The sequence below is a fragment of the Asanoa iriomotensis genome, from assembly GCF_016862515.1.
Lineage (GTDB): Bacteria > Actinomycetota > Actinomycetes > Mycobacteriales > Micromonosporaceae > Asanoa > Asanoa iriomotensis.
The window spans coordinates 204,454-221,456 of sequence record NZ_BONC01000002.1; the positions used below are offsets into that span (position 1 = coordinate 204,454).

The following is a 17,003-nucleotide window of genomic DNA, read 5'->3' on the forward strand; positions in this document are numbered from 1 at the left end:
GGCCTCAGGCCTCGGGCCTCAGGCCTCGGGCCTCAGGCCTCGGGCCTCAGGCCTCCGGCCTCAGGCCTCCGGCCCCGGGCCTTCGGCTTCGGGCTTCGGGCTTCGGGTCTCGGGCTTCGGGCTTCGGGTCTCGGGCTTCGGGCTTCGGGTTTCGGGTTTCGGGCTTCGGGCTTCAGCTTCGGGCTTCGGGCCTCGGGCTTCAGGCCTCGGGCCTCGGGCCTCAGGTCGAAGGCGCGGCTTCGGTGAGTGACCAGGTGGTGCCGGCGGGGGTGTCGCGCAGCTCGACCCCCGCCGCCGCTAGTCGGTCGCGGACCGTGTCCGACGTGGCGTAGTCGCGGTTGGCCCGCGCCTGGGCGCGCAGATCGATCAGCGCGTCCACGAATGCCCCGACCGTCTCCGCCGGGTCCGCGGCGCCGCGGCGGGCCAGCTCGCCCAGCCGGACCACCATCCCGCGCAGGATCGAGCGCGGATAGTCGGCGCCGTCGCTGGTTTCCGTGTCGCCCGACCAGTCCACGATGGCCTGTTCGAGCGCGAGCATCGCGGCCACGCAGGCGTCGACGTCGCGCGCCGCCAGCGCCGCCGCGAAGCGGGCGTCCAGCTCGTCGGCCGCGCCGCGCAGCGACGGCTGGTCGGGCGCCGTGGTCGCCTCGGACTCCGGTCGCGGCTGCGGCGGCACGCCCACCGGCCCATCTGCCGACGGCCCCGCGGCCAGGTCGGCGAAGGACAGGACCGAGCCGGCCGGGAAGACCGCGCTCGCACCGGCCTGGCGCAGTGTCAGCACACCGTTGCCCGACACCGTCGCCGTTTTCGCGTCGAGGTCGAAGGTCACCGCCGTGTGCTCGTCGACGCCGATGATCAGACGGCCGTCGGGCAGCTCGGCCTCGAGCGCACGCAGCCGCCCCTCGCCGAGATAGCAGTAGCGGGTGTCGTGGTTGCCGCCCTCGGCATTGTCGTAGTGCGGGATCAGCACCGCCGGGAAGCCGATCGCCGCTTCGAGCAGGTTGAGGCCCGGCGCCCAGTGCGGCTCGATGCCCGCCTTGTAGATCTCGTAGACCGGCACCGTGTGCGTGCCCAGCGTCAGCGCCGCCGCGCTGGCGAACAGCACGACGCCCGACCGCGTCAGCTTGTCGGCCAGCAGCTCCGGGATCGCCGTGTCGCGCCACTGGCGCAGCGTGTAGGTCGGGCTCCCCGGGCCCGCGAACACCCAGCCCGCGTCGCGCAGCGCGGCCAGCGCGCGCTCCCGGGCGACCGAGTCGTCGGGCGGCCGCCGCCACGAGACCACCGAGACCGGCTGTCCGATGCTCTGGTCGAAGTAGCGGACCGCACGCGCCGAGATGTCGTCGGCGTTGGACTGGAAGCCATAGGGCGTGTCCAGCAACGCCGCGGGCCCGCTCACCCGCGCGAAGACGGCCCGATGCGGCTTGACCATCGTGGGCGCCGTCTCACCGGACCCCATCACCACCAGCAGCCGGCTCATGCCCGTGCCTCGCTTCGCGAGACCCGGCATTCGCCGGCGGCGCTGTGTTGGTTGATTCGCTCGCGGCGGTCGCTCATGGTCGCACCAGCGTCAGCAAGTCGGCGGCTACCCGGGCGGGCTGTTGGGCGTGCAGGTCGTGGTCGCCGCCGGCGTAGGCGTGGACCGTTGCCGACGGGATCGCCGTGGCCGCCGACTCGACCCGGGAAGCGGCGCCGGCCGGCATCAGCAGCACCGGCATGGTCAAGCGTGGATACCACTGCTGCGGCGGATGGTCGTACATGCTCCGGACGATCTCCATGTGTCGGTCGATCGGCAGCCGCCGTGACAACCGCCCGTCGGGGTCGACCCGCAGGTTGGCCAGTGTGGCCTCGACCGCGGCCGCCGACCAGTCGGGATGGCCCCTGCGCAGGTGCGCGCGCAGGTCGTCGGCGCGCAACCCGTCGAGCTCCGGAGGCCGCAACGCCGCCGCGCACGCCGCCCACGACCCGAACGACGACGGCAGGTCGATCCACCCGCCGTCGACCAGGGCCAGCGCACCCACCGAAGCGGGATGCAACGCGGCGAACTCGACGACCACGTTGCCGCCCCACGACTGCCCGGCCACCACGGGCCGGTCGAGCCCGAGCGAGGAAACCACCACAGCCAGGTCAGCGGCCGCCGTCGCGGTGTCGAAGCCCCCGCTTGGCAGGTCGGACGACCCGTGGCCGCGTAGGTCGACGGCATAGCTCGGGTGCCCGGCCGCGGCCAGCGCGGCGGCCACCTCGTCCCACAGCCGGGCGTTGGAGGCCAAGCCGTGGACCAACAGGAACGCGGGCGCCGACGAACCCGCGCGACCCTGGGCCACCCTGTGTCGCACGCTGAGCGCGACGCCGTCGGCGACAGTCACCTTCACGGCGCTGAATGTAGCCACACCCCCCGACAAAAACCGAGAGGTCGGTCAGATCCCGCGCCCGTAGCGGTGCAGCGTCGACAGCACGTTGTCCACCTTGACCGCACCGGTCATCGCGGCCACCGCGATCGCCGTGCGCGGCTCGCGCCAGTTCGCGCGGACGGCCTCCCGGGTCCACTTCCATGCCTCGGCCCGGTTGCCGGTCGCCGCGTTCCAGCAGGCGAGCTGCCCATACACCCGGGCCGCGCCGGGCGGGCAGCCCCGGATCTCCGGATGCCGCTCCATCATCCAGCGCAGCGACGAGATCTTCGTCTGGTACTCGTACACGTAATGCGACGACCGCCCCCACAGCACCTGCACCAGCGGCTCGTCGACGTGCGCGATCGGGTGCCGGCGCGCGGCCCGCAGCAGCAGGTCCCAATCCTCGTTCTGCGAGCCGGGCGCGTCCTCCGCGACCAGGCCGATCCGGTCCGACTCGACCAGCGCCGTGCGCCGGATAACGAACGTCGACGAGTGCAGCATCGCCATCCGGGAGCGGGCCAGCTCCGCGACACCGACCGAGGCCATCCCGGCCAGCCGCGGGGTGACCTTTCCCTTGTACGACACCGCGATCGCGCACGTCGAGAACTCGGCCGACGAGGCGAGCAGCGCCGGCACCTGCACCCGCAGCTTGTCCGGCGCCCACTCGTCGTCGTCATCACAGAACGCGACGAGCTCCGTGTCCAGGGCGAGGATGCCGCTGTTGCGCGTGCCGGCCAGCCCGGAGGTGCGCCAGTTCGAGATGACCAGCACGGGTACGCCGTCCGTGGTGGCCAGCAGCAGATCGGGCGCGGTCTGGTCGAACGCCACCACGACCCGCAACGGCCCGGGATAGTCCTGCGCCCGCACCGCCGCCAACGCCTTCCGGAGCAGCTCCGGCCGGTTCCGGGTCGGTATCACCACGCCGACCGACGGCCACGCGTTCATCGCGTACCCCCGCGGGAGACCATGACCGGATAGCCGTACGCCCGCAGCAGCGGAGCGCACACCGCACCGACCAGGCGGCGGTCCGTGGCGGGCAACCCGCGCAGCCAGCCGTCGTCGCGGCGCAGCGGGATCCGACCGACCGAGAAGCGCATCGGGTTGCCGGCCGCGCTGTGTCCGACGCTGAGATCGGCGTGCGCCTCGGAGAGGAAGTCCAGATCGGACTCACCGAGGCTGAGCCCGGCGAAGGACGCCAACGACGAGAGCCCCGCCCGCGGATCCGCGACGAACTGCTCGTACCGGACCCGCAGCAGCGGCACACCTCGCCGGGCGAGCAGGCCGAAGGCCGCGTTGTGCGCGTTCCAGAGCATCGCCGAGCGGCCGGGGGAGTAGCGCGTCATCTCGCTCTCGCCGTCGGCCTCGGGTCGGGACACCACCTTGGTCCAGCTGTGCGCGACACCCCGCGGGTCCCGCACGACGTGCGCCACCCGCAGGTCGAGCCCGGTCGACCAGCGCAGGCAGTGCGCGAGCGCGCTGTGCTTCGACGAGTCCACGAGCACGGACGCCCCGGTCACCTCGGCGGCGGCGCGGTAGACCGCGGTGTAGTAGCCGGCGTACTCCCGCACCTGGGCCCGGTAGTCGTCGGGGAGCCGGGGCGAGGCGAGCCGCGGGATGTGCCGAGTGCGTTCCACGGCCGCTTGCAACGCCAGCACGCGGTAGACGTCGACGTTGGCCCAGCCGCCGAACGCGACCTCACCCACCCGGGTCCAGAACTCGCACGCGGCGAACCGCTCCCCGCACCCGCACCGCTCGTTGGCGCGGATGTCGCGTTGCCAGAGGTGCACGACCTCCCCGAGCGCGCAGACCCCGGGCAGCTCACCGAGCAGCCGTTCGACCAGCGTGGTGCCGCTGCGGCCCAGCCCGCCGACGAAGAGAAGCCGTGCCACTTTTACCCACCTTCGCTCGTTTCAACCACATAACGAGCGGGAGAGCCGAAGTGTCGCTTCATTATGGATTTGCCCGAGTTCACCTGGACGGCTCGCGGCTCCACATGATCACCGAGCGCCGAGTGGTGGCCGTGGTGCGGCGTGCCCTCGCGAGGGGGCACGGCGGCCGCATCCTGACCCCGAACGTGGACATTGTGCGGCGGGCCCGATCGTGCCCCGAGGTGCAGTCCTTTCTGGAGGATGCCACCCTGGTCGTCGCCGACGGCATGCCGCTGGTCTGGGCCAGCCGGCTCGCCCGCAACCCGCTGCCCGAACGGGTCACCGGATCCAACCTGATCTGGTCGCTCTCCGCCGGTCTGGCCGCCGACGCCCGGTCCGTGTTCGTCCTCGGCGGCGACACCCCGGACATCGCCGAGCGGGCCGCCGACCGCCTCGCCACGGAGTTTCCCGGCCTGTCCGTCGCCGGCCACCGCTCGCCACCGTTCGGCTTCGACGCCGACCCGGGCGCGGTGGACGAGGCGGTCACCGCGGTCGCCGAGGCCGGACCGGACCTGGTCTTCGTCGGCATCGGCTTCCCCCGGCAGGAAAGGCTGATCGGCCGGCTGCGGGCGGCGCTGCCCGCAGCCTGGTTCCTCGGCTGCGGGATGGCCGTCAACTTCGTGGCCGGGCACCAGCACCGCGCCCCGGCCTGGATGCAGCGCGCCGGCCTGGAGTGGGCACACCGCCTCACCCGCGAGCCCCGCCGGCTGGCCCGCCGCTACCTGCGCCACGACGCCCCGTACGCGCTGAAGCTCCTGGCAACCGCGACGAAACGCTAAGGCTTGCCACCGGACAACTCCGACGCCAGTTCCTGGAACGCGCCGAACGCCGGCTCGTCGTCGGAGATCTTGAAATGCAGGGTGCGCGGGTTGTCGTCCGGGTCGGAGTCGAAGTACGCGACCGCGCGGATCTGCGGGTTGGCCTTGAAGACCCGCGTGGCGTCCCTGATCCACTCCGCCCGGCGCTGCGGACCCCACTCCCGCGCCACGCCGAACTCACCCACGATGATCGGCTTGGGCCGCTGCGCCGCCCACTTGAGGAAGTTGCCCATGAGCTCGTCCAGCGGCCGGTACTCGCTGCTCGCGTACACGTCGACGCAGGTCCAGTCCACCTGGTCGTCGCCCGGGTAGAACAGCGGCGCGTCACCCCGGTCGAAGCCCTCGGCCGTCGGGCACCAGACCCACGACGCGTTCGTCGCGCCCTCCGCCTTGAAGATCTGCCGGGTGTACTTCCACGCCGCGATGTAGTCCTCCGGCGACCACATCGTCGCGCGCAGGTTGGGCCGGTCCATCTCCCAGCGGAACCGCATCATCACCGGCTGTTTCGCCTTGGCGACCCGGCGGGCCTGTTCGCGGATCGTGTCGTCGTGCTGGCCGTCCAACATGGACCGCGTGTCGCCGGAGGCCCAGCTGACCATCACGATGCTGCCGCGCTTCACGTACTCCTTGTCGGTCTCGGTCCAGAACTTCTCGTCGAACGTGCGGTAGGTGTTGATGACGTCGAACCGCCGACCCAGCGACTTCTCCACGCCGGCGACCGCCTCCCTGCGCCCCGCCTGTCCCCACACCGACGGCTTGACCCACGCGCCGACCCAGACCTTGTCGCCCGGCGCCTTGACCGGCCCGCTGTCGAACGGTCCGGTCTTCGTCGCCACGCCGGCCGGGCGCCGGCCGAAATCGGCCGAGGGCGCGGGCTTCGGGGTGGTCGCGGTGCAGGCGGCCAGTGCGGCCACGACGACGACGGACACAACGGCGGCAGGGATACGCGCGACCACGTTTCTCCTCTTTCGTCGGACGGGCCGTAAACCCGTGGCTGTCAACGCCGGCGACCGGGACGCAGCGCCCGCAAAGCGTCCAACGCCAAAGGCCGGCGCAGGAGGCGGAGACCAGCCAGATAGGTGACGCCCGCGACACCCAGCGCGACAACCGTCGCGAGTGGACCACCACCGAGGACGAGCCCGACCACCCGCGGCGCGACGCCGAAGCTGACCACCGTGACGGCGGCCGCGGACAGCCAACCCGCACCGAACGGGTGGAGCCGCAGCCCGAACCCGACCTGAGCGAGCGGCAGCACGTTGTTGGCCACGACGGCCGCCGCGAGCCCGATCGCCGCACCGAGCGCGCCGAGCCGCGGGATCAGCGCCAGGTCCAGCGCGATCGTCAGGCCGAGCGCGACCAGCACGTTGCCGAGGTTCCAGGACGTCCGCCCGGCCATCGACAGCACGATGTCGACCATCCCGCAGCCGGTCGCGACCAGCATCGCGGCCGCCAGCACCAGGACGATCGACCCGCCGTCCCGGAAGGCCGGGCCGAAGACGCTCAGATAAGCGGGCGCGTACGTCATCACCAGCAGATACAGCGGCCAGGTCAGCAGGATCAGCCACCCGGTCGCGGTCTGGTAGAGGGTGTTGGCGGCGGCCCGGTCCTTGACCGCGAGCGCCTCGGCCAACCTCGGCTGGACCGCCTGCGTGATGCCCTGGTTGGCGAACTGCCCGAGCACCACGAACCGCCCGGCGACCGCGTAGAGGCCGGCGGCGCCGAGCCCGGCCAGCGCGGCGACCAGCAGCACGTCGACCCGTTGCAGGGCGAGTTGCGCGACCGAGGCGACCGAACGCGGCCCAGTGAACCGCCAGAACGCCTTGCGCATGCTGGCCCGGTGCGACCGCTTCACCCGGGTCGGCACGATGTCGGCCATGGTCTGCGCGTGAGCCCGGCGCAACGCGTAAGCCGCCAGGAGCGCGGTCGGCACGTACGGCAGCGCCCAGGCGAGCGCGAACAGGCTCGGCCCGGCCGCACCGCTGAACGCGACCGCCGCGACGCCGAGCGTCTGCAGCCCGGGCCGGACCAGCTTGTCCAGCAGCACGGTCGGCCGGATCAGCCGGTAGCCGCGGGTGGCGGCGAGCAGCGTGTCCGACAGCACCGCCAGCGGCACGAACGCCGCCAGCAGGTGCAACTGCCGGACCAGTTCGGCGCGTACGGCCGGCGACGCGTCGCCCGCGGTCAGCCGGGCTAGCTCCGGCGCGGCCGCGAACAGCACCACGCCGACCGTGAGGGCGGCGCACGCCACGGGCGTGAACGCGCTGCGCAGGCAGGCGCCGAGCAGGAAACCGTGGCCGCGCGCCCGCAACCGGGCCGGCCAGTAGACCAGCCCGGTCTGTGTGCCCAGCTTCGCCAGCGTCGAGGTGAGCACGAACGCCGCGGTCGCGGCGAAGAACGCGCCCGCGTGCTCGGGGCCGAGCCGGTGCGCGACCAGCCAGGTGACCGCGAGCCCGGCGAGCCCGGCCACGCCGGCGCCGAGGATCCCCGCGACCCCGCCCCGCGCGACTCCGCCGATCGCCTTCTTCGTCTCGGCGGCGTCGGTGGGCGCGTCGGCGAGGAAGGCGGGCGGGGCGGTCACCGGCGCCAGACCGGCGGGTGGCCGAGCCACTCGGTCAGGCGCTCGTCGTGCGCCGCGAAGTGTGCGGTGAGGTCCCGCCGGGTGCGCGCGTCCATCGCGGACTCGCGCGGCCGGGCGTTGTGCCGCTCGAACGGTGGGTAGCCGAGGTTCGGCAGCCCGAGGAACCCGAGTACCTCGTCGTAGACCGCCTCGGGGGTGGCGAAGAACCGCTCGCTCTCCACCACCAGGATCTGGTCCCGGCCGACCCGGGTCGCCATGGCGGCCAGGTACGACGCGTACTCGCCGCGCGCCCGGTAGGCGTGGTGTTGGTGGGCGAAGCTGTAGTAGGTCGGGTCGTCCGCGAGCCGTTCCTCCTGCCCGTGCAGCCGGCCCGGCTCGAGCGCCAGCGCGCGGGCGAACGACGGCTCCGCCTCGAACCCGCGGGCCAGCTCGTGCGCGTGCTGCGAGTAGGCCCGCTCGACCGGGTCGCGGACCAGCGTGACGAGCTTGACGCCGGGCAGGTCGCGGGCGATCCGGGCGGCCGCGTGCGGGTGGTACATGTAGTACGGGCTCGACTCGAAGGTCTGTGCCGGCACGCCGAAGCGTTCCTCGACCTTCGTCGCGGTGCGCTGCAACGGGAAGTGCCCGCGATACCAGGCCAGGCCGTGCTGATACGAGGTGTCGAAGTAGTGCACGCCCTTGTGCAGCACGGCTTTGAGCACCACCGGATGCGCGGCCAGCGCGCGGTAGAGCGAGGTCGTGCCGCACCGCTGGCCGCCGCAGATCAGGAACGACGGCAACATCCGGGCTGGCGCGGTGATCCGCCCGTACGATCGCGATCCGAAGTGGACGACCCGCTTTACCGGGTTCGGGACATGTGACGACTTCACCGGAACGCCTCCACGCGGCGGACGAGTACGGGCAGCAGCCAGGTGCCCAGCACGCCGAGCCGGGCGCCGGCCTCGGCCTGCCGGTCGGCGAGATAGCGGGCGGCCAGGTCGATCAGGTAGAGCAGCGCGGTCAGCTCCGCCGCGGCGGCCGGCACCTCGAACGGTGCGAGCAGCACCGGGGCCCGGGAGACCGTGCGCTCCACCGCGGCTGCCGCGTCCGGGTCGGTCTGGATCCGCCGCTGCAGCTCGTAGTGCAGCGCGTCGAAGCCCAGCGGGACACCCAGGGTGAACCGCTCCCAGTCCCAGACCAGCAGCGAGCCTGCCAGCGGTGCCATGTTCCACGGCGACCAGTCACCGTGCCAGGCGCCGTACCGCAGATCCGTGTCGCCGGCCCGGGTCGCCAGGTCGCGGGCCGCCGCGGCCAGCGCGGCGCCGTCGGGCCGGTCGGCCACCGAGCCCAGCCGCTCGCGCAGCTCCGACCAGTAGGGGCTGGTCGACAGCCAGCCCTTCGAGGTGCCGCAGCACAGCGCGACGGCCCGCATCGCGGCGGCGAGCCGGTCGGCGGCCAGCGGCGCGCGGGGCTGCCAGACGGGCAGCGCGCTCTGCACCAGCACCTGGTGGCCGCGCCACTGTCCACTGTGCAGCACCTGCGGGATCGTGACGTCCGCGACGACGGCGTGGGCGAGCGCGTTGAGCGCGGCGGTCTCCGCCCGCACCAGCCGGCGGGTCAGCGGTCCGGTGCCCAGCTTGCCGAAGCCGACCGTGCGCCCGTCGCGGGAGATGAGCTGCAGCACGGGCTTGCGGTTGGCCCGCGCCGGTCCGATATGGATGCTCAACGCGACGTCGGCGCCGAGCACGCGGTGCAGGTAGCCGTCGATGGTCTCGGCCGCGGGCCCGTACACCCGGACCCGGTCCCGCAGCAGCAGCCCGCTCGCGCCGGTGCGCAGGGCGGTGACCACCGCGTCGCGCTTGAGCTTGGCGACCCGGCCCTGCGGCTCGGCGTACCGGCGCACGGCGGCGGCGGCGATCCGGCGGGAGCGGGCGGGCACCAGCAGCCGGGGCCGGCGCACGTCCGGGACGACCAGGTAGTCCGCGACCGCGGCGCCGGCCACCCGGCCGTCCGGGTCGTCGCCCGGCGCACCGTCGCTGAAGCACGGCGGGGGATAGAGCAGGTCGAGCACCTCACGGAGGTACGCCGCGCGCAGCTTGGCGTCCTGCGCGCGCAGGTGGGCCGGCGCCGTGGCAACAGGGCTCAAGGGGTCACCTTTTCTCCGGGGAGCTGGGGCCGCACGTCGTTGCGCCAGAGCAGCGCGTACGCCAGGAACATGAACGCCAGCGGGGTGACCAGCGTGTTGTACCAGAACATCGCGGCGAACGAGCCGACCAGCGCGCAGCTTCCGGCGATGCCGACCGGGCTGCGGTCGCGCCGGAACCGCCAGATCCCGTAGCCGAAGAAGCCCAGGTAGCCGATCGTGCCGATCAGTCCGTGCGCGAAGATCAGCTGCCAGAACTGGCCGTTGCCGCCGATTGTGAAGTTGCCGCAACGCTCGCAGTCGTGGCTCTCGCCGACCGTGATCGAGTTGCGCCCGCCGATCGTGGTGCGGGTCGACCCGAAGCCGATCAGCGGCGACTCGGTCGACCCGGTCACGGCCCGCTCGACCAGGTACGAGCGGACGCCGTTGGACTTGCCGTTGTCGAGCCGCGCGGAGACGACGTCGCCCAGCGGGGTGACCGCCAGCGCCGCGCCGACCGCGGCCAGCCCGGCGATCAGCACACCGATCACCCAGATCCGGCCGGCCACGGCGAGGCGTACGGCCGCGTACAGGGCCGCGACCCCCAGCCCGATCCACAGCCCGCGGTTCAGCGAGATCACCACGGGGATCACCGAGACCGCGAGGCAGGCGACCGCGAGCAGCCGGGTGCGGCGCCGGGTGGCCGCGCCGAACACCGCCGCGCAGAACCAGACCATCAGCAGGCAGAAGTTGTTGCCCCAGGTGTTCGTGTAGCCCCACGGCGCTGCCGGCCGGGGCCGGTCGTCGCCGAGGATGTCGTGGATCTGGGCCGCGTAAGGGTGGACCAGGCTGCGGATGAAGCCCTTGTCCCGGATGTGCTCGGGCAGCAGCAACTCGATCGGCGATGTGAACTCGAACGTGCCCGCGAACACACCGAGCAGTCCGCCGGCGACGGTGACCACGAACAGCCACGCGAGCTGCTTGACCAGCCTGGCCAGGGGAAGCTCACGCTCCGTGAGGTTGCCGGCGTAGAGCAGCAGGACGGTCAGCGCCGCGTACTCGCCGAGCCGGAACAGCGCCCCGGGGATCCGGGACAGCCCGCGCTCGGGCACGGTGCCGGTCGGGTCCGCGCCGAGCACGGCGACGCCGATGACCAGCACGGCCAGGAACACGACCCAGAACAGGAAACCGGGCGGCAGCCGTACGCTGCGGCCTGCGGCTTGGGCCTTGACCAGGTACCAGGCCATCGGCACCGCGGCCAGCGGGAAGATCAGCACGCCGAGGCCGAGCGCCCACCACAGGGGATAGAGCAGCAGGATCCCGGTCAGGGGCCAGGCCGGCAGCCAGGCCTCGGGTGTGAGCGGCCGCCACGCCCGGGCGTGACGGCGGCGCTCACGAAGCGCTGTGACCATTGTTGGTCGAGCGGTCCATGTCACGGAGCGTCTCGTTGTCGAGCCGGCGAAGCACCGCGGTGTCCGGGTCGGTCTCGTGCTTGGTGCGGGCCGCCGCCGGCCGGTTGCGGACCCGGGCCTGGCCGGCCAGGTTGATGCCCGCGACGCTCAGGTCGCCGGAGTCGTCGACGCCGGCGCGAGCCCGGGCCCGGGGCAGTTCGCGCGCCAGGTCGCCGGACTCGTCGAGGTCGCGCAGGTCGTCGAAGTCCGGTGCGTCGTCGTCCTGGTTGAAGTCGGCCTCGTCGTCGCCGTGGCGGTTCTCGACGCCCGGTGCCAGCTTCGGGATGACCACCGTGCCCAGCAGCGGAGTGCCGACCCGGGTGAGCTGGGCGACCGCGTCGACCACCTCCGGCCGGCGGGTGCGGCGCAGCTCGACGGTGAGGATCGCGGCGTCGGCGAGCCGGGCGAGGCTCTGCGCGTCGGCGCTGCTGGCCGTTGAGGGCGCGTCGATCACGATGTACCAGTCGCGGCGGCGGAGCTGGGCGAGCACCTGGCGCAGCGCCTGCGACTGGAGCAGACCGCCGGCGCTGCCGGTGCCGCCCGTGGTGACGACCCGCAGCGACGGCACGCGCGGCGCCCGCTGCACGGCGGCGCGCAGCGCGACCTTGCCGGTCAGCACGTCGCCGAGCCCCGGCGTCGCACCGACCCCGAACAGCCGGGCCAGCGGCGCGGCGTCCACCAGGCTGTCCGGCAGGTGGGCGCCGAGCAGCACGACCTCGCTGCCGCTGCGGGCCATGGCGGCGGCCAGGTTCGCGGCGACCAGGGTGGAGGCGACGCCCCGGCTGGCACCCGCGACCACCACCACCCGGTCCTCGGTGCGCAGGCTGGCCAGCACCTCGTTGCGCAGGCGGTTGAAGGTGCGGCCGCCGGCGGCGTACGGCTGGAAGATCTCGTCGAGCTGTGGTCCGGAGGCGATGGTCAGCTCGGCCAGCACCGGCACGCGGGCGACCCGCTCGACGTCACCGGCCGCACGGACGCGGCGGTCGAGCCGCTCCCGGACCACCGCGATCGAGAGGCCGAGCAGCAGACCCAGCATCGCGCCGGTGGCCAGGTTGAGCTTCTTGTTGGGCTTGCTGGGCGTGTCCGGCAGCTGCGCGTCACTGATGATCTTGCCGGCGCTGACCGTCTCCGTGGTCAGGTCGTTCAGCTTGCCGCTGATCGAGTTGAGCTGGCTCTGGTTGGTGCTGCGCTGGCTCTCCAGGCTCGGGCGCGACGCGCTCCCGTCGGACAGCCCGGCCAGCTTCGAGTTGATCTGGGTCAGGTTCTGGTTGAGCTGCTTGACCTTGGTGGTCAGCGCCGAGATCTGTGCGTCGATGCCGGCCTGGGCGCTGGCCTCGCGGTTGCGCAGGTACGCCTCGGCGAAGGCGTGCGAGCCGGCCTGGGCGCGGGCCGGGTCCGCCGCCTTGTAGGTGATCTCCAGGACCGCGGTGTTCGCCGGGACCGTCACCGAGACGCCCTTGGCCAGCACGTCCGGCGCGTCGCCGGCGCGGAGGAGCTCGGCGGCGCCTACCGCGATCTGGGTCGAGCCGACGAGCTGCGCCTCGGTGTCGAGGTTGATGTCGCCCTTGGTGCGCCCGCCGGCCACGTTGGTGTCCTGGCCGGCCGGCTGCACCAGCACCGAGGTGACCGACTCGTAGGTCTTCGGCATGGCCTGGGTCGCCCCGAACCCGCCGCCGATGCCGAGCGCGCATCCGAGCACCACCAGCCACCACTGCCTGCGCAGCAGGCCGAGGTAGTCGGACAGGTCGGGTGCGGTGGGGCCGGTGGTTTCCACGGGAGGTTCAACGGGCGTGACGGGTAACGCGTAACTCGCCCGTGGGGGGATGAATGGTACAAAAGGCCAGGCCGTCAGTAACCCAGAAAAACGGCTAATGCCCCCAAGTAGCTAATTTTGGTTAAAGTCGGTCTTGTGCACCATCCGCCACGCCGGCCGCCAGGCGTCACGATGGAGGGAATCTTTATGGCCAGACCACTCGGAGCGCGTGCCGCGCTCGTCGCCGGGCTGACCGGCTTCGCCGTCCTGCTGGGTGTCGTCGGGGGCGCCCTCGGTTCTGACCCGGACCTGCGGCTGACGGCCAGCGCCGACGGCTACGCGACGACGACCGGTGAGAGTCCGAGTGGGAGTCGCGTCCAGTTGGTCGCGGGCGGGCTGGGCGCGGGTGCCGCGGTGACCTATCTGAAGTTCGACGTGACCGGCAAGCGGGCGTCGCGGAAGCCGGCGCGGGCCGAGATCACACTGACCCGGCGGGCCGGCGCGCTGCCGGGGCTGCTGGAGATCAGCGAGGTGCCGGGCACGTCCTGGCGCGAGGACAGGCTCGACAAGCTGAACGCGCCTCGGCTCGGCTCGGTGATCGCCGCGGCCCGGCCCGGGCGGTCCGACAGGTCGGTGCGGTTCGACGTTTCCTCGGCCATCAAGGGGCGGGGGACCTATGCGTTCGCCGTGACGGCGGCGGGTGGCGGGCTCGGGGACTTCTACGACGCCGACGGTGTGACGGCGGCGCGGGAGTTGGACGCGCCGACGCTGCGGGTGTCGTGGCAGGACGCGGTGCGGCCGTGGGCCGGGATGCCGCAGCCCCCCGTGCCGCCGGCGATGCCGTCGTTCCCTCGGCCCAGCCTGCCGCCTCCGCCGGACCTGCCAGACCTGCCCGACCTTCCTGGGGTGCCGGACCTGCCGGACATGCCTGACCTCCCGGATCTCCCTGACCTGCCGGACCTGCCCGATCTGCCTGGGCTGCCTGGGACGCCGACCGACGATCCGACGGACCCGCCCAGCCCGGACCCGACGGACGACCCGACCACGCCGCCGCCGACCACTGCTCCGACGACGCCGCCGCCGACCACTGGTCCGACGACCCCGCCGCCGACCGCTGGTCCGACGACGCCGCCGCCCACGACGAACCCGACGACGACGCCGCCGACCGCCAACCCGACCACGCCCGCGCCGACGACGCCGCCCACCACCGGGCCGACCTCACCGACGCCGACGACCAGCCCGACCGGGCCTGGCGATCCGCGCTGCACGCTCGGGCCGAAGCTCGTACCCACGTGTGGGGCGCTCTGGGGTGTCGCCCCTGGTGCGCACACCGACCAGCCGCGTGACGAGGCGCTCGCCGACTTCGAGTCGGACACCGGCCGCACGCAGGCGATCTATCACGCCTACCACCGGGGCACCGAGATCTTCCCGACCTCGATGGAGATGCGGATCGCCCGCGACCCCGCCAAGCCGCGCCTGCTCTTCCTCAACTGGAAGCCGACCGGCGCGAGCTGGGCCCAGATCGCCCGCGGCGACGAGGACACCGACAACTATCTCGATCGGCTGGCCGAGCACATCCGCGACAACTTCACGGAGCCGTTCTTCTTCACGGTGCACCACGAGCCGGAGAACGACGTGCGCCCGGCCAGCGGCTCCGGCTACACGGCCACCGACTATCGGAACATGTTCCGGTACGTGATCAACCGGCTGCGCGCCCAGGGCGTGACCAACCTGGTCTCGGTGATGGTGCACATGGCGTACATCCCGTGGCTGACCCAGTCGTGGTGGGAGGCGCTGTATCCCGGTGACGACGTGGTCGACTGGCTGGCCTGGGACGTCTACGCGCACAGCGAGCCCGGGGAGTACGGCTACGGCGACTTCGAGGAGATGATGAACCGCACGTCGAGCAGCGCGCCGAACTGGCCGGGCTTCTACAACTACGCCGCGGCGAAGCATCCGACCAAGCCGTTCATGCTGGCCGAGTGGGGCGTCTGGTACTCGTCGCGGAACCCCGGTCACATGGCCGAGTTCTACGACTCGGTGGCCAAGCAGATGTCGCTGTTCCCGCGGATGAAGGCGCTCGTCTATTTCGACACGCCGGCCGACCAGAGCGGCAAGGACTCGCGGGTGACCCGGACGTCGGACGGTCTGGCCGCGTACCGCCGGCTGGGTCAGGAACCGACCTTCCAGGTGGACCTGACCCGCAAACCGTGACACGCGCGCGGGCCCGGTCCTTTGTGGACCGGGCCCGTTCGCGTCTGCTCAGGACAGCTTGGCCAGGTAGTCGGCCAGGGCGTCGTAGGACTGACCGGCGCCCTCCGACATGCCGGAGGCGATCATGCCGTCGCGCTCCTCCTTGGTGTCGAACCGGGTGACGCTGGTGACGGTGGTCTTGCCGCCCTCCTCGGTCAGCTCCAGCGTCTCCTCGCAGATGTGGCCGGGCATGCCCTCGAACTCGAAGGTCTGCACGATCCGGTCGGGCGCCTGGATGTCCCGGTATTCACCCCGGAAGGCCCAGTCGCCATCGGGCGCGTGCTCGACGAAGCGCCAGTTGCCGCCGACCCGAAAGTCCATCTCGACGTCGAGCGGATTGCCCCGGCCCCACCAATGCTTGACGTGCTCAGGCTCGGCATGCGCCGCGAACACCAAGGCCTTCGGCGCGTCGAACACGCGAACCATCTTGACCTCGAGATCGGACGGCGTGGTCACGGTCAGGTTGTTGGGCATCTCAGTTCTCCTTCTGGATCTGCTTCAGGTATGCACCCAGCTCGTCGTAGCGCTCTTCCCAGAACCGCTGGTACGTGGTCACCCAGTTGGCGACCTCACGCAGGGGAGCCGCATCGAGCCGGCACGGCCGCCACTGCGCTTCCTTGCCCCGAGTGATCAGGCCGGCCTTCTCGAGCACCTTCAGGTGCTTGGAGACGGCCTGCAGGCTGATCGGAAACGGCTCGGCGATCTGGTTGACCGTCGCCTCCCCCTCCGCGAGCCGAGCCAGAATCGCCCGCCGCGTCGGATCAGCGAGAGCGCCGAACACCTCGCTCAGCCGGTCCACGTCCGCCGCCTTCCTCAACCACTCGGTTAATTAACTCCTAGGTTGAATATGCGCCTCAGGCGGGCCGATGTCAACCGATCCTCGGGCTAGGCCGCTTCGGCGGCCTCCGTGCGGGCGGTCCAGTCCGGCATCGTGCCGTGGCGGCCGTGCTGGGTGCGGAGCACGTGCTCGTATTCCGCGCAGACCTCGTCGCCCAACAGCGTCATCCGGTGCTCGAAGGTCCCGGGCACGACGACTCGGCCGCGCACGCCGCCGGTCATGATCCAGTATTCCCTGATGATCGGGCTGGAGAAGAGATATCTGAATGTGCTTTGCAGCTCGGTTTCGCTGAAGTCGCTGATCTGAAGCTGGAGCCAATTGTGCTGGAGGATCAGGTTCGCATAGAGGTACTGCCGGTGTCGCTCGATCGAGTCCGTCACCTTTGGCCACACGCTGGCCAGATCCGGGTCGGCGATCGACATCTTCACCAGATCGACGTGCAGCCGGCGAAGGTCGGCCTCGGCACTTCGGTGCAGTTCTGCCTGCGTCCGCACGAGTGAATCGCGCTGGACCGCCAACTCGGCCCGCTGCGACCGCAGTTCCGTGAATTGCATCCAGAAGGTCACCACAACGGCAGCCAGCGCCAAGCCGGAAAAGATCGCGTTCAGCAGACCGAAGGCCTCTCCGACATTCGCCCGGACCGTCCAGTCCGCGTCCGTCGCGGTGCCCGCGATCGCGCTGGAAGCCGCGAGGCCGACGACGAGCGCACCGGCGACGCCGGCCAGCAGCAGGACGGCCCAGGACAGGAGCCGGCGGGCCCGCCAGAGCGCTCTCTCGCCCATCACTGGTTCGCCCATGTCGTCGTCCAATGTCTAGGCAAGGCGAAAAGAACGAAAGGGCAGCAGCGTTTTGCGGATCGTCATACCTAGATGTTGACAGCACGATGCTAACCTGCG

At 71.9% G+C, this 17,003-nt stretch carries 15 protein-coding genes; 2 read left to right on the top strand and 13 right to left on the bottom strand.

The genetic code is table 11. The annotated features are described in order from the left end of the window. Window positions 1-220 precede the first annotated feature (220 nt). The 4 genes from Air01nite_RS02715 to Air01nite_RS02730 all read right to left on the bottom strand — a co-directional run bounded on the left by Air01nite_RS02715 (window position 221) and on the right by Air01nite_RS02730 (window position 4,276). Window positions 221-1,477 (bottom strand): CysS/YqeB C-terminal domain-containing protein, encoded by a 1,257-nt coding sequence (locus tag Air01nite_RS02715; protein ID WP_203700155.1) that lies wholly within the window; start codon window positions 1,475-1,477, stop codon window positions 221-223. 73 nt (window positions 1,478-1,550) lie between these two features. Further along, window positions 1,551-2,369 (bottom strand): alpha/beta fold hydrolase, encoded by an 819-nt coding sequence (locus Air01nite_RS02720; protein WP_203700156.1) that lies wholly within the window; start codon window positions 2,367-2,369, stop codon window positions 1,551-1,553. Between the two features lie 45 nt (window positions 2,370-2,414). After that, window positions 2,415-3,332, bottom strand: coding sequence for a glycosyltransferase family 2 protein (locus tag Air01nite_RS02725; protein ID WP_203700157.1), 918 nt, complete (start codon window positions 3,330-3,332; stop codon window positions 2,415-2,417). After that, window positions 3,329-4,276: a sulfotransferase family protein gene (locus Air01nite_RS02730; RefSeq protein WP_203700158.1), complete on the bottom strand. Its 948-nt coding sequence runs from the start codon at window positions 4,274-4,276 to the stop codon at window positions 3,329-3,331. Before Air01nite_RS02730 ends, Air01nite_RS02725 begins: the two co-directional genes overlap by 4 nt. A 104-nt stretch (window positions 4,277-4,380) precedes the next feature. On the opposite strand from Air01nite_RS02730, the gene Air01nite_RS02735 reads away from it, so the two are divergent. Continuing rightward, on the top strand, window positions 4,381-5,094 hold the full coding sequence (locus Air01nite_RS02735) for a WecB/TagA/CpsF family glycosyltransferase (RefSeq protein WP_203700159.1): 714 nt from the start codon (window positions 4,381-4,383) through the stop codon (window positions 5,092-5,094). Here the strand turns inward: Air01nite_RS02735 and Air01nite_RS02740 are convergent. Genes Air01nite_RS02740 through Air01nite_RS02765 form a run of 6 tightly spaced genes read right to left on the bottom strand, consistent with a single transcriptional unit; the run spans window position 5,091 to window position 13,037 of the window. After that, window positions 5,091-6,089 (bottom strand): glycosyl hydrolase, encoded by a 999-nt coding sequence (locus tag Air01nite_RS02740; RefSeq protein WP_239090436.1) that lies wholly within the window; start codon window positions 6,087-6,089, stop codon window positions 5,091-5,093. The genes Air01nite_RS02735 and Air01nite_RS02740 overlap by 4 nt on opposite strands. Before the next feature lie 41 nt (window positions 6,090-6,130). Further along, the gene (locus Air01nite_RS02745) at window positions 6,131-7,711 is read right to left on the bottom strand and encodes a lipopolysaccharide biosynthesis protein (RefSeq protein ID WP_239090437.1); all 1,581 of its coding nucleotides are present in this window, start codon (window positions 7,709-7,711) and stop codon (window positions 6,131-6,133) included. Further along, window positions 7,708-8,580 (bottom strand): sulfotransferase domain-containing protein, encoded by an 873-nt coding sequence (locus Air01nite_RS02750; protein ID WP_203700160.1) that lies wholly within the window; start codon window positions 8,578-8,580, stop codon window positions 7,708-7,710. The genes Air01nite_RS02745 and Air01nite_RS02750 overlap by 4 nt, the downstream gene beginning before the upstream one ends. Further along, window positions 8,577-9,836 carry a phosphotransferase gene (locus Air01nite_RS02755; RefSeq protein ID WP_203700161.1) on the bottom strand — a complete coding sequence of 420 codons (1,260 nt, stop codon included), beginning with the start codon at window positions 9,834-9,836 and terminating at the stop codon, window positions 8,577-8,579. Before Air01nite_RS02755 ends, Air01nite_RS02750 begins: the two co-directional genes overlap by 4 nt. Then, window positions 9,833-11,224 (bottom strand): O-antigen ligase family protein, encoded by a 1,392-nt coding sequence (locus Air01nite_RS02760; RefSeq protein ID WP_239090438.1) that lies wholly within the window; start codon window positions 11,222-11,224, stop codon window positions 9,833-9,835. Before Air01nite_RS02760 ends, Air01nite_RS02755 begins: the two co-directional genes overlap by 4 nt. Beyond that, window positions 11,205-13,037, bottom strand: a complete 1,833-nt coding sequence (locus tag Air01nite_RS02765) for a GNVR domain-containing protein (protein ID WP_203700163.1) — start codon at window positions 13,035-13,037, stop codon at window positions 11,205-11,207. Before Air01nite_RS02765 ends, Air01nite_RS02760 begins: the two co-directional genes overlap by 20 nt. A 186-nt stretch (window positions 13,038-13,223) precedes the next feature. Between Air01nite_RS02765 and Air01nite_RS40940 the strand changes: the two genes are divergently transcribed. Next, entirely contained in the window at window positions 13,224-15,230 is a 2,007-nt protein-coding gene (locus tag Air01nite_RS40940) for a glycoside hydrolase family 26 protein (RefSeq protein WP_239090439.1), read from the top strand. Window positions 15,231-15,278: 48 nt separating this feature from the next. Here Air01nite_RS40940 and Air01nite_RS02775 read toward each other — a convergent pair whose 3' ends face one another. From Air01nite_RS02775 to Air01nite_RS02785, 3 genes are all read right to left on the bottom strand, one after another. Then, window positions 15,279-15,743 carry an SRPBCC family protein gene (locus Air01nite_RS02775; RefSeq protein WP_203700164.1) on the bottom strand — a complete coding sequence of 155 codons (465 nt, stop codon included), beginning with the start codon at window positions 15,741-15,743 and terminating at the stop codon, window positions 15,279-15,281. Between the two features lies 1 nt (window position 15,744). Beyond that, complete coding sequence (locus Air01nite_RS02780) at window positions 15,745-16,068, bottom strand: ArsR/SmtB family transcription factor (protein WP_203700165.1); 324 nt, start codon at window positions 16,066-16,068, stop codon at window positions 15,745-15,747. Window positions 16,069-16,154: 86 nt separating this feature from the next. Continuing rightward, window positions 16,155-16,916: a DUF6082 family protein gene (locus Air01nite_RS02785; protein WP_203700166.1), complete on the bottom strand. Its 762-nt coding sequence runs from the start codon at window positions 16,914-16,916 to the stop codon at window positions 16,155-16,157. Window positions 16,917-17,003: the final 87 nt, after the last annotated feature.